The 12,900-nt window shown below is 52.4% G+C and carries 13 protein-coding genes; 4 read left to right on the plus strand and 9 right to left on the minus strand.

What is annotated here, in order from left to right; genetic code table 11:
* Window positions 1-10: 10 nt before the first annotated feature.
* The 3 genes from AC3G3F_RS07530 to tkt form a co-directional block, all read right to left on the minus strand.
* On the minus strand, window positions 11-1,390 hold the full coding sequence (locus AC3G3F_RS07530) for a PTS mannitol transporter subunit IIBC (protein WP_023247121.1): 1,380 nt from the start codon (window positions 1,388-1,390) through the stop codon (window positions 11-13).
* A 27-nt stretch (window positions 1,391-1,417) separates the two neighbouring features.
* The gene (gene cmtB, locus AC3G3F_RS07535) at window positions 1,418-1,861 is read right to left on the minus strand and encodes a PTS mannitol transporter subunit IIA (protein ID WP_063390813.1); all 444 of its coding nucleotides are present in this window, start codon (window positions 1,859-1,861) and stop codon (window positions 1,418-1,420) included.
* Window positions 1,862-2,176: 315 nt separating this feature from the next.
* Window positions 2,177-4,168, minus strand: a complete 1,992-nt coding sequence (gene tkt / locus AC3G3F_RS07540; RefSeq protein ID WP_070804055.1) for a transketolase — start codon at window positions 4,166-4,168, stop codon at window positions 2,177-2,179.
* A 275-nt stretch (window positions 4,169-4,443) separates the two neighbouring features.
* Between tkt and loiP the strand changes: the two genes are divergently transcribed.
* Window positions 4,444-5,202, plus strand: coding sequence for a metalloprotease LoiP (gene loiP / locus AC3G3F_RS07545; protein ID WP_023247118.1), 759 nt, complete (start codon window positions 4,444-4,446; stop codon window positions 5,200-5,202).
* A gap of 88 nt (window positions 5,203-5,290) precedes the next feature.
* Here the strand turns inward: loiP and speB are convergent, their stop codons facing one another.
* The 5 genes from speB to AC3G3F_RS07570 all read right to left on the minus strand — a co-directional run bounded on the left by speB (window position 5,291) and on the right by AC3G3F_RS07570 (window position 9,132).
* Window positions 5,291-6,211 (minus strand): agmatinase, encoded by a 921-nt coding sequence (speB, locus tag AC3G3F_RS07550; protein ID WP_000105550.1) that lies wholly within the window; start codon window positions 6,209-6,211, stop codon window positions 5,291-5,293.
* Window positions 6,212-6,438: 227 nt separating this feature from the next.
* A complete protein-coding gene (speA, locus tag AC3G3F_RS07555) occupies window positions 6,439-8,415 on the minus strand; it encodes a biosynthetic arginine decarboxylase (RefSeq protein ID WP_053508142.1) in 1,977 nt (658 codons plus the stop codon).
* A gap of 8 nt (window positions 8,416-8,423) precedes the next feature.
* Window positions 8,424-8,555, minus strand: a complete 132-nt coding sequence (yqgB, locus tag AC3G3F_RS07560; RefSeq protein ID WP_023247116.1) for an acid stress response protein YqgB — start codon at window positions 8,553-8,555, stop codon at window positions 8,424-8,426.
* 86 nt (window positions 8,556-8,641) lie between these two features.
* Window positions 8,642-8,791 (minus strand): hypothetical protein, encoded by a 150-nt coding sequence (locus AC3G3F_RS07565; RefSeq protein WP_001751809.1) that lies wholly within the window; start codon window positions 8,789-8,791, stop codon window positions 8,642-8,644.
* Window positions 8,792-8,850: 59 nt separating this feature from the next.
* On the minus strand, window positions 8,851-9,132 hold the full coding sequence (locus AC3G3F_RS07570) for a hypothetical protein (protein WP_023247115.1): 282 nt from the start codon (window positions 9,130-9,132) through the stop codon (window positions 8,851-8,853).
* Window positions 9,133-9,205: 73 nt separating this feature from the next.
* On the opposite strand from AC3G3F_RS07570, the gene metK reads away from it, so the two are divergent.
* Window positions 9,206-10,360 (plus strand): methionine adenosyltransferase, encoded by a 1,155-nt coding sequence (gene metK / locus AC3G3F_RS07575; RefSeq protein WP_488394741.1) that lies wholly within the window; start codon window positions 9,206-9,208, stop codon window positions 10,358-10,360.
* A gap of 27 nt (window positions 10,361-10,387) precedes the next feature.
* Here the strand turns inward: metK and AC3G3F_RS07580 are convergent, their stop codons facing one another.
* Window positions 10,388-10,555 (minus strand): hypothetical protein, encoded by a 168-nt coding sequence (locus AC3G3F_RS07580; protein ID WP_154707535.1) that lies wholly within the window; start codon window positions 10,553-10,555, stop codon window positions 10,388-10,390.
* 297 nt (window positions 10,556-10,852) lie between these two features.
* On the opposite strand from AC3G3F_RS07580, the gene galP reads away from it, so the two are divergent.
* Both galP and AC3G3F_RS07590 read left to right on the plus strand, forming a co-directional pair.
* Window positions 10,853-12,247, plus strand: coding sequence for a galactose/proton symporter (galP, locus tag AC3G3F_RS07585; RefSeq protein ID WP_023247114.1), 1,395 nt, complete (start codon window positions 10,853-10,855; stop codon window positions 12,245-12,247).
* Between the two features lie 78 nt (window positions 12,248-12,325).
* On the plus strand, window positions 12,326-12,823 hold the full coding sequence (locus AC3G3F_RS07590) for a SprT family zinc-dependent metalloprotease (RefSeq protein ID WP_053508144.1): 498 nt from the start codon (window positions 12,326-12,328) through the stop codon (window positions 12,821-12,823).
* Window positions 12,824-12,900 lie beyond the last annotated feature (77 nt).

The raw sequence follows: 12,900 nt of genomic DNA on the forward strand, positions 1-12,900 counted from the left end.
ATCTGAAATATTAATTCGATGTCAAATGGTTAAATAAATCATCAAGGCGCGGATCGCCAATATAGTTCTTAATAAGTATTAAGGGCTTATTGCTGACTCGCTTAACACGTCCTTCAAGGCTGGCATGGGTAACAATAATATCGGCATCATCCGGTACATTTTCGATAGCGTAATGTTTAACGTCGATAGTCAGGCCCGCCTTTTCCAGACGTCGGCGGAACGTTGTCGCGCCCATTGCGCTGGAGCCCATCCCCGCATCGCAGACAAAGGCGATGCGTTTCACGTCGCGATATGAAAATTTGCCTTCCTGCTTCATGACTTTCACCGCCTTAGCGGAATCGCTAAAAGTATCTTCGCTGTCGGCTTCGCTACTTTTTTCCATTTTCAAAATGAAAGCGGTGATAATAAAGGTCACTGCCGTTCCCGCCGTTACGCCAGCAATCGTAGCGAGGAAAGAACCTTTCGGCGTCAGCGCCAGATAGGCGAAAATTGAACCCGGGCTTGGCCCTGCCACCAGGCCGCCATCCAGCAGGTTAAACACCCATGTTCCGCTCATCCCGCCGGCAATCATGGCGATGAGTGTTAATGGCTTCATCAGCACGTAGGGAAAATAGAGCTCATGAATCCCGCCGAGGAAATGGATAATCATGGCGCCAGGCGCAGATTTCTTTGCCATTCCTTTGCCGAATAGCGTAAAGGCAAGCAGCAAACCTAAGCCAGGCCCCGGATTAGAGGCCACCATAAAGAAAATAGATTTTCCGGTTTCCGACGCCTGTTGCATTCCCAGCGGATAATAAACGCCCTGATCAATAGCATTGTTCAAAAAGAGGATTTTTGCCGGTTCATTGATTAAGGACAACAGCGGCAGATAGCCCGCATGTACCAACGATTCAATACACTCCTTCACAAAGTTATTGGCAATGAGTACCGCCGGACCAATCACTTCAAAACCCAGCAGACACAAAATCATCCCGGCGATACCCAGTGAGAAGTTATTAATCACCATCTCAAAACCGGCAGGAATCCGCTTCTCCAGCAACCTATCAATATGTTTAATGACCAGACCGCCGAGAGGCCCCATAATCATTGAGCCAAGAAACATAGGGATATCAGCGCCGATAATAACGCCAATGGTGCCAATTCCTCCCATCACGGCGCCACGTTTTCCACCTACCAGATGTCCACCGGTAGAACCAATCATTACCGGCAGTAAATAGGTAATCATCGGACCGACAATTTTGGCGAAATGCTCATTTGGCATCCACCCGGTCGGAATAAATAATGCAGTAATAAAACCCCAGGCAATAAAAGCGCCGATATTGGGAATGACCATCGCGGTCAAAAAGCCCCCAAAAGCCTGGACCTTTGCACGAGCAGACTTGTGTTCCATAATAATATCCTGTAAAGGAGAGAATAATTATTCGCGAGCTATAATATCCGCCAGCTCTTTTTCTGATTTCGCAGCTAATAACGCCGCTAAAATATCCTCTTCACATAATAGTTCGCTTAACGCCTGAATAGCACCAATATGTGAATCTGAATCTGCTGCTGACAGGCCGATTAATAATTTTATGCCGTCATCCTCGTCGGTAAACTGTACATCCTGCCTGAGCAATGTTAATGACATCCCGGTTTTTAACGCGCCGCATTCGGGGCGAGCATGAGGCATCGCGACACCGGGCGCCAGAATATAGTAAGGACCATTACTGATTGTTGAATCTTTGATAGCCTGAATATAATTTGAATTTATATAACGATTAGCCAAAAGCGATGACATGGAAAAATCAACAGCTTCCTGCCAATTTTGTGCCGATGGTCTTATTGTAATAGATGCTTCAGGAAAATAATCTATTAACCGCATAAGCTCTCCTTATTTTATTTTTAGGGTACAACCTGTCGTTAAAAATAAAATACGCGGGCGGCAAAATGAAATCAATCCAGGCGAAAAAGCGAGCACTTAAAGTGATAAGATTATAATCCACCTACAAAACAATTAGTTAAAACAATAAAAATAAAAAGCAATCTTCATTTTGTGATATTCATTACAAATACAATAAATAACACAATATAAAAATTGCGATAAACATCACAAATAAAACCTTGTTAACAGCAAAATAAATGTATCTTCCAATAAAAACGGGTCGCCGAAGCGACCCGTTTTATGCCGTATTAAGGATTACAGCAGTGCTTTCGCTTTGGCGATCACGTTGTCCACAGTGAAGCCAAACTCTTCAAACAACAGCTCTGCCGGGGCGGATTCACCGAAGGTGGTCATACCGACAATAGCGCCGTTCAGGCCGACGTATTTGAACCAGTAGTCAGCGATACCCGCTTCAATAGCCACACGCGCAGAGACCGCCTTCGGCAGCACGGATTCACGGTAAGCCGCATCCTGCTTGTCAAATGCGTCGGTGGACGGCATAGAAACCACGCGCGCCTTCACGCCTTCGGCAGTCAGTTTTTCGTAAGCGGCAACCGCCAGTTCAACTTCTGAACCGGTCGCAATGAAGATAATCTGCGGTTGGCCCGCACAATCTTTCAGTACGTAGCCGCCGCGGGCGATATTCGCCAACTGTTCTTCAGTACGTTCCTGCTGCGCCAGGTTCTGACGGGAGAGGATCAGCGCGGTTGGACCGTCCTGACGCTCTACGCCATATTTCCACGCCACCGCAGATTCCACCTGGTCGCACGGGCGCCATGTGGACATGTTCGGCGTTACGCGCAGGCTTGCCACCTGCTCGACCGGCTGGTGCGTCGGGCCATCTTCGCCCAGACCGATGGAGTCGTGGGTGTAAACCATCACCTGACGTTGTTTCATCAGCGCCGCCATACGCACCGCGTTACGGGCATATTCGACGAACATCAGGAAGGTCGAGGTGTACGGCAGGAAACCGCCGTGCAGGGCGATACCGTTAGCGATAGCGGTCATACCGAATTCGCGCACGCCGTAGTGAATGTAGTTACCCGCCGCGTCTTCATTGATAGCCTTAGAACCGGACCACAGGGTCAGGTTAGAGGGCGCCAGGTCTGCGGAGCCGCCGAGGAATTCCGGCAACAGCGGACCAAAGGCTTCGATGGCATTCTGGGACGCTTTACGGCTGGCGATTTTCGCCGGGTTAGCCTGCAGTTTAGTGATGAACTCGTTCGCTTTCGCATCGAAGTTAGCCGGCATGTCGCCTTTCATACGACGGGTGAATTCAGCAGCTTCCTGCGGGAAGGCTTTCGCATAAGCAGCGAATTTCTCATTCCAGGCCGACTCTTTCGCCTGGCCGGCTTCTTTCGCATCCCACTGGGCGTAGATTTCAGACGGGATTTCGAACGGCGCGTATTTCCAGCCCAACTGTTCACGGGTCAGTGCGATTTCCGCGTCGCCCAGCGGCGCACCGTGGGAATCGTGGGTACCCTGTTTGTTCGGCGAACCGAAACCGATAATGGTTTTACACATCAGCAAGGACGGTTTGTCAGTCACGGCGCGAGCTTCTTCCGTGGCGCGTTTAATGGCGTCTGCATCATGACCGTCAACGCCACGGATAACGTGCCAGCCATAGGCTTCAAAACGTTTCGCGGTGTCATCGGTGAACCAGCCTTCAACGTGACCATCGATGGAGATACCGTTGTCATCATAGAACGCAATCAGTTTGCCCAGCTTCAGAGTACCGGCCAGTGAGCACACTTCGTGAGAAATGCCTTCCATCATGCAGCCGTCGCCCATAAAGACGTAGGTGAAGTGGTCAACGATGTCGTGGCCAGGACGGTTAAACTGCGCCGCCAAAGTTTTCTCGGCAATCGCCATCCCGACGGCGTTGGCAATACCCTGACCCAGCGGACCAGTGGTGGTTTCAACACCCGCGGTGTAGCCCACTTCCGGGTGACCCGGCGTTTTGGAATGTAGCTGACGGAAATTCTGCAGCTCGGACATCGGCAGATCATAGCCGGTGAGGTGCAGCAGGCTGTAAATCAGCATGGAGCCGTGGCCGTTGGACAGCACGAAGCGGTCGCGGTCGGCCCAGGACGGGTTGGTCGGGTTGTGGTTCAGGAAATCACGCCACAGGACTTCGGCAATGTCAGCCATACCCATCGGGGCACCGGGGTGACCGGACTTGGCTTTCTGTACTGCGTCCATGCTCAGCGCACGAATAGCATTGGCAAGCTCTTTACGTGAGGACATTTTGACTCCAGATCGGATGTTGAAAGGCCATGCCCGTAACGACTTGACGACAGCGCGTTTTGGGCTACGCCAGAAAATTTGCCAACAATTTACCCCAAGCCGCGCGTCATGTACATGGAACATCCTTTTACCGCTTCAGAAATCTCCGGATCGTGCTCGCATGTTACCCAATTAGCTAACTTGCCTGCCGCGCTTTTCTTTATACTTAACCCAGGCGCTAATTCATCTGCAACCGGCGCATTTCAAAACAATATTGATTCGTATGGAAGAGAAAAATGAAAATTCGCGCTTCACTGTTTGCTTTGGGCATGGCGACGGCACTGACTGGCTGCCAGAATATGGACTCCAATGGACTGCTTTCCTCGGGCGCTGAAGCTTTTCAGGCCTATACGTTAAGCGATGCGCAGGTAAAAGCGCTGAGCGATCAATCCTGTAAAGAACTCGACAGCAAAGCGAAAATCGCGCCAGCGAGCAGCGAATACGCCAAACGACTGGCAAAAATCGCCGCCGCTCTGGGGGATAACATTAACGGCCAGCCGGTGAACTACAAGGTTTACGAGACGAAAGACGTCAACGCATTTGCCATGGCGAACGGCTGTATCCGCGTCTACAGCGGGCTAATGGATATGATGACCGACAACGAAGTTGAAGCAGTGATCGGCCATGAGATGGGCCATGTCGCGCTGGGTCATGTAAAGAAAGGGATGCAGGTCGCGCTGGGTACTAACGCGGTGCGCGTCGCGGCGGCATCGGCAGGAGGGGTTGTCGGCAGCCTGTCGCAATCACAGCTTGGCGATCTTGGCGAAAAACTGGTGAACTCGCAGTTCTCCCAGCGTCAGGAGTCCGAAGCGGATGATTATTCTTACGATCTGTTGCGCAAACGCGGTATCAGTCCGGCAGGACTCGCCACCAGCTTTGAGAAACTGGCAAAACTGGAAGCGGGCCGTCAAAGCTCGATGTTCGACGATCATCCGGCATCCGCCGCGCGTGCGCAGCATGTGCGCGATCGCATGAGCGCGGACGGGATCAAATAATCCCTGAACAGTGCCGGATGGCGGCGTGAACGCCTTATCCGGCCAACACGCAGGCCCGGTAAGCGTCGCACCGCCGGGCAATGCGCGATTACTCGCCCTTCTTCGCCGCCTGGATATAGAGCATTTCTAATGCCAGCGTCGCGGCCGCCAGAGCGGTGATCTCCGACTGATCGTAAGCCGGCGCGACTTCTACCACATCCATACCGACAATGTTCAGATCTTTCAGACCGCGTACCAGTTTAATGGCACGATCGGAGGTCAAACCGCCGATCACTGGCGTACCGGTACCAGGCGCAAACGCCGGGTCCAGACAGTCGATATCAAAGGTCAGATAGACCGGCATATCGCCGACGATCTGTTTCACCTGAGCGAGGATATCATCCACGCCGCGATCGTTGACCTGACAAGCATCCAGTACGGTAAAGCCATTGTCTTTGTCAAACTCGGTGCGAATACCGATCTGCACCGAATGATGCGGATCGATCAGGCCTTCTTTCGGCGCGGTGTAGAACATCGTGCCGTGATCGAATTCGCAGCCGTTAGCGTAGGTATCGGTATGCGCGTCAAAATGTACCAGCGCCATTTTGCCAAAATGTTTGGCGTGGGCGCGCAGCAGCGGCAGCGTGACAAAGTGGTCGCCGCCGAAAGAGAGCATACGCTTACCCGCAGACAGCAGTTTTTCGGCGTGCGCCTGTAATTTTTCACTCATTTCACGGGCATCGCCAAACGCATACACCAGATCGCCGCAGTCCACGACATTCAGGCGCTCACGCATGTCAAAATTCCACGGGAAACGGTGATGTTCCCAGGCGAGATTGGTCGATACCTGACGGATCGCCGCCGGGCCATGACGACCGCCAGCGCGACCGGACGTTGCCATATCAAACGGTACGCCGGTGATCACCCAGTCGGCATCGCTGTCATACGGCTGAAAGTTCATTGGCAGACGTAAAAAACCAAACGCATTAGAAACCAGTGAGTTATCGTACTGATGACCTAAAGTGCTCATGTCCTGACCTCTTTTAGAGTCGTTGCATTAAAACAGATGAAAAAAATCCCCTCCGCGTCGTTAAACCCGACGAGGAAGGGATTGATTTGTAAATCGCTATTGCGGCGAATTATCGCCGTTAATTCATACGGGTTCAAGTGAGTATAGCATTCTGGCGGGTGGCAGCTTTACCTTATCCAGCCTGCACTCGTAGGCCCGGTAAGCGCAGCGCCACCGGGCATCAACGGCTACTCGTCTTCCAGGTAAGTGTACCCGTACAGTCCCGCTTCAAATTCTTCGAGGAACTGTTGCTGCAACGCATCGTCCAGATCCGTCTGTTTTACCTGGTCGCGGAAATGCGTTAACAGAGTTTTCGGGTCCAGTTGCACATATTGCAGCATATCCGCAACGGTATCGCCTTCGTCAGACAGCTCAACCTCGACGTTACCGTCCGGGAAGACAAACACGTCAACCGCTTCAGTATCGCCAAACAGGTTGTGCATGTTACCGAGGATCTCCTGATAGGCGCCAACCATAAAGAAGCCGAGCATCGGCGGATTCTCTGGATCGTATTCCGGCATCGGCATCGTCGTGGCGATACCGTCGCCATCGATATAGTGGTCGATAGCGCCATCGGAATCACAGGTAATATCCAGCAACACAGCACGACGTTCCGGTACCTGATCTAATCCTTCCAGCGGCAGCACCGGGAAGAGTTGATCGATCCCCCACGCGTCCGGCATTGACTGGAACAGCGAGAAGTTGACGTACATTTTGTCCGCCATTCGCTCTTGCAGTTCGTCGATAATCGGACGATGCGCACGGTTTTGCGGGTCCAGTTGCTTCTGCACCTCATGGCACATACTGAGGTAAAGTTGTTCCGCCCAGGCGCGCTCCTGCAAACTAAACGCGCCGGAAGAGTAGCCAATATGAATATCGTGCAAATCCATTTGGCTGTCATGCAGCCACTCACGCAGCGAGCGGCGGGTGCCAGGCTTATGCATCTCCTGCCAGGTTTCCCACAGATTTTGTAGCGCGCGCGGCGCATCTTCAGCAGGGGCAGTCGGTTCCGTGTATTCGTTACGCTCCACGCCGATAATGTTAGACACCAGTACAGTATGGTGCGCGGTGACGGCGCGGCCAGACTCGGTAATCACCGTCGGATGCGGTAAACCATGCTCTTCGCAGGCATCGCCAATCGCCCAGATGATGTTATTGGCATATTCGTTCAGGCCATAGTTCACCGAACAGTCGGACTGCGAGCGGGTACCTTCATAATCCACACCCAGACCGCCGCCCACGTCGAAGCACTGGATATTAACGCCCAGCTTATGCAGCTCAACATAGAAACGGGCGGACTCGCGCACGCCGGTCGCGATATCGCGAATGTTCGCCATTTGCGACCCAAGGTGGAAGTGCAACAGTTGCAGACTGTCCAGACGCCCGGCGTCGCGCAGGGTTTCTACCAGTTGCAGCACCTGCGTCGCCGCCAGGCCGAATTTTGATTTTTCGCCGCCGGAGGATTGCCACTTACCGGACCCCTGAGAGGCCAGACGCGCACGCACGCCCAGACGAGGAACCACGCTCAGCCGCTCGGCTTCTTCCAGCACAATAGCGATTTCAGACATCTTTTCGATGACCAGATAAACCTTATGGCCCATCTTCTCGCCAATCAGCGCCAGCCGAATGTATTCACGGTCTTTATAACCATTACAGACGATCACGCTACGGGTCATGCCAGCATGCGCCAGCACCGCCATCAATTCAGCTTTCGACCCCGCCTCCAGCCCCAACGGTTCACCGGAATGGATAAGGGATTCAATCACGCGGCGATGCTGATTGACCTTAATCGGGTAAACGAGGAAGTAGTCGCCATTATAACCGTACGATTCACGCGCACGCTTAAACGCCGCGTTAATCGAACGCAAACGGTGTTGCAGGATCTGCGGGAAGCAGAACAGTGCCGGCAGACGCTGACCTTGCGCTTCGCGCGCTTTCACCAGTTTGGCAAGATCGACACGCGCTTCCGGTACGTCGGGATCAGGGCACACGCTGATGTGGCCCAGCTCGTTGACGTCGTAGTAGTTATTGCCCCACCAGGCAATATTGTAAGTGCGCAGCATCTTGCTGGCTTCCTGGGAGCTCATTGCAACCTCCTGCATGGAGCGTAGTACACCCTGTTCGCCTGCTGACGAAGGCGAACCCATAGAAATGTCGTCAGACATAGCGAACCTCAAATTTTATTAGCAAGTGTAAAACAGTTGACTACTATCGCAATCCGAAGACGCGATAACAACCCATAAACAAGCGGATTTTCCAGCAGATAGTGCTGATGCTCCGCCTGCGCGACCGGTTTCTTTTTCATATCATTGTAAAACACGTAACCGAACTCACAGATAACGGTTCGGCGAAACCACGAGAAAACTCTTGCGTTAACAAGAGAGCCCTTGTTCAGTCTTCAGCGCCATTGCCGGCTCTGGAGTCCTGAGAAGCGCCGAGATGGGTATAACATCGGCAGGTATGCAAAGCAGAGATGCAGATTGCGGGGGACATGCGCGCACCAGAACGATGCGACAGATTCAGCAGAATACAACGGTTCATTATCTCGTATCACCTCCACGGCCGCCTCGTAAGACGAACCCACAAGCCAAAGCAACGTTTTAACCCGGCTGGAAGTGGCGACACGAAGAAAACGTCGTGTGCTTTTGTATGAGCCGCGCGTCGCGTTTTATACCCAGAACGCAGAAAAAAAGCAAAGCATAAATGCGCATAATGTCAGCATCGTCAGAAACGTTTACCGCCTGATTTTGACCGACGATGCGACGGCCTTCAAAAAAAGCTGGAAATTGGGCGAAGAAGTGACCTAAAATAGCCGTCCAGATGTTAATCCATCCATACTGATTAACACTCAGACTGCCAGTGTCAGTGACCTTCAGACTCATGGTAGAAGCTTCTACCCTGACTATTCCGCACAACAGTTTGAGCTAACTAAATTCTCCTTAGGTGAAATTAAATATGGCAAAACACCTTTTTACGTCTGAGTCCGTATCAGAAGGGCATCCTGACAAAATCGCTGACCAAATCTCTGATGCCGTGTTAGACGCCATCCTGCAACAGGATCCGAAAGCACGCGTCGCCTGTGAAACCTACGTCAAAACCGGCATGGTTTTAGTTGGTGGAGAGATCACCACCAGCGCCTGGGTCGATATCGAAGAGATCACCCGTAATACGGTGCGCGAAATTGGCTATGTGCATTCCGACATGGGCTTTGACGCCAACTCTTGCGCGGTACTGAGCGCAATTGGCAAACAGTCTCCAGATATCAACCAGGGCGTTGACCGCGCAGACCCATTGGAACAAGGCGCGGGCGACCAGGGCCTGATGTTTGGCTACGCGACGAATGAAACCGACGTACTGATGCCTGCGCCAATCACCTACGCGCACCGTCTGGTACAGCGTCAGGCTGAAGTGCGTAAAAATGGCACTCTGCCATGGCTACGTCCGGATGCAAAAAGCCAGGTCACTTTCCAGTATGACGATGGCAAAATCGTCGGTATCGACGCCGTGGTTCTCTCTACGCAGCACGCAGAAGATATCGACCAGAAATCGCTGCAAGAAGCGGTGATGGAAGAGATCATCAAACCCATTCTGCCGTCTGAATGGTTAAATACGTCTACTAAGTTCTTTATCAACCCAACCGGTCGTTTTGTTATCGGCGGCCCAATGGGCGACTGCGGCCTGACCGGTCGTAAGATCATCGTTGATACCTACGGCGGTATGGCGCGTCACGGCGGCGGCGCCTTCTCCGGTAAAGATCCGTCGAAAGTTGACCGTTCTGCAGCTTACTCTGCGCGTTATGTCGCGAAAAACATCGTGGCGGCAGGTCTGGCGGATCGCTGTGAAATTCAGGTCTCCTACGCTATCGGCGTAGCGGAGCCGACGTCCATCATGGTGGAAACGTTCGGAACCGAAAAAGTGCCTGCTGAACAGTTGATTCTGCTGGTGCGCGAATTCTTCGATCTGCGCCCGTACGGTTTGATTCAGATGCTGGATCTGCTGCACCCGATCTACAAAGAAACCGCGGCTTACGGCCACTTCGGTCGCGAAAACTTCCCGTGGGAGAAAACCGACAAAGCGCAACTGCTGCGCGATGCTGCCGGTCTGAAATAATCGCCCGCACCTGACGGTGTTTTTCAGTCAGGTAAACCATGCCGTGCTTATAAAGGCCAGCGCCATGCTGGCCTTTATCATTGCTGATAAACGCAGCGCTATCAGATGCTCCAGAGTGTATTTACACTGACCTTTTTGTGATGCACAGCACAATCCGCTCTCCCCTTTCGTTTCTTCGACTACACTTTTCATCATTCCGTTTCAGCAACAATGAAAGCGATTACATTCATTTTCATTAAGAACTGACAATGCCACTATCGTTGTGCTTATCCTGAGATGAAAATGTTACATTGTTTTTCAGCCTTGTCTGAATACCAGGCGATTGATATGGTTATAAGATTATTAAAACTATTATTTTTCAGATAATTAAATAATCACAGTGATAAATAGTAGTGTAAACGATTACACCATTGTGATTGCCCTCACATATTTTTACGGCGTACTCACCTACTCTTAACATCGATAAAATTGCTAACCCAATCGGAGGGCATAATGCCTGACAATAAAAAACAAGGGCGTTCCAACAAGGCCATGACATTTTTTGTCTGCTTTCTTGCAGCCCTGGCAGGATTACTTTTTGGCCTGGATATCGGCGTTATCGCCGGTGCTTTACCCTTCATTACCGACGAGTTCCAGATTACCGCACACACTCAGGAATGGGTGGTCAGCTCCATGATGTTTGGCGCGGCCGTCGGCGCTGTCGGCAGCGGCTGGCTCTCCTTTAGGCTGGGTCGTAAAAAAAGCCTGATGATCGGCGCTATCCTGTTCGTTGCCGGTTCACTGTTCTCCGCTGCGGCACCTAACGTTGAAGTCCTGATTATTTCTCGCGTGCTGCTGGGTCTGGCCGTTGGCGTCGCTTCCTACACTGCGCCGTTGTACCTGTCTGAGATCGCGCCGGAGAAAATTCGCGGCAGTATGATCTCAATGTACCAACTCATGATCACCATCGGGATTCTGGGCGCTTATCTGTCCGATACCGCATTCAGCTACAGCGGCGCATGGCGCTGGATGCTCGGCGTGATCATCATCCCGGCCATTCTGCTGTTGATCGGCGTCTTCTTCCTGCCGGACAGCCCGCGCTGGTTTGCGGCGAAACGCCGCTTCCATGATGCTGAACGCGTCCTGTTGCGCCTGCGTGATACCAGTGCGGAAGCAAAACGTGAGCTCGATGAAATTCGCGAAAGTTTGCAGGTTAAACAGAGCGGTTGGGCGCTGTTCAAAGAAAACAGTAACTTCCGCCGCGCCGTATTTCTTGGTGTTCTGTTGCAGGTAATGCAGCAGTTTACCGGGATGAACGTCATCATGTATTACGCGCCAAAAATCTTCGAACTGGCGGGATACACCAACACAACGGAGCAGATGTGGGGCACCGTTATCGTTGGTCTGACTAACGTCCTGGCAACCTTTATCGCTATCGGTCTGGTTGACCGCTGGGGTCGCAAGCCTACTCTGACGCTGGGCTTCCTGGTCATGGCGATTGGTATGGGGATTCTGGGTACGATGATGCACATCGGCATCCATTCGCCGTCTGCGCAATACTTCGCTATCGCTATGCTGCTGATGTTCATCATTGGATTTGCGATGAGCGCCGGTCCGCTGATTTGGGTACTGTGCTCCGAAATCCAGCCGCTGAAAGGCCGTGATTTCGGCATCACCTGCTCCACCGCGACCAACTGGATCGCCAATATGATCGTCGGCGCAACTTTCCTGACCATGCTGAACAATCTGGGTAACGCCAACACCTTCTGGGTCTACGCAGGCCTGAACGTACTGTTTATCCTGCTGACCCTGTGGCTGGTGCCGGAAACCAAACACGTTTCGCTGGAACACATTGAACGTAACCTGATGAAAGGTCGTAAACTGCGCGAAATCGGCGCCCACGACTAACTTCCACACACTTCCTCCCGCCACGGGAGGAAGTGTTTTTCTTGCAGTCCCTCTCTCCTCGAACTATTCTCTGCCGCTATGAAAACCCCTCGTCTCCCTATCGCTATTCAGCAGGCTGTGATGCGTCGTCTGCGGGAAAATCTCGCCCAGGCTAACCTCAAGCTCGATAGACATTATCCGGAGCCGAAACTGGTGTATACGCAACGCGGCACCTCGGCGGGTACCGCCTGGCTCGAGAGCTACGAAATCCGCCTCAATCCGGTGTTGCTGATAGAAAACGCTGACACCTTTATCGCAGAGGTCGTGCCGCATGAACTGGCGCATCTGCTGGTGTGGAAGCACTTCGGACGCAAGGCCCCGCATGGCAAGGAGTGGAAGTGGATGATGGAAAGCGTGCTGGGCGTTCCGGCCAGACGCACTCATCAATTTGAACTGCAATCCGTACGGCGCACTACCTTTCCTTACCATTGCCAATGCCAGCAACATCAACTTACCGTCCGCCGCCATAACCGCGTGGTACGCGGCGAAGCGGTTTATCGTTGCATTCGCTGCGGCGAACCGCTGGTCGCCGGGTAGTTTCCGAAACGTTTGGGAACTTTCCCGAGCGAACTGATTGCATACAGGTACAACTTTCGTTACGTTGCGGGCTCGTT

It is taken from the genome of Salmonella sp. FC25216, from assembly GCF_057751355.1.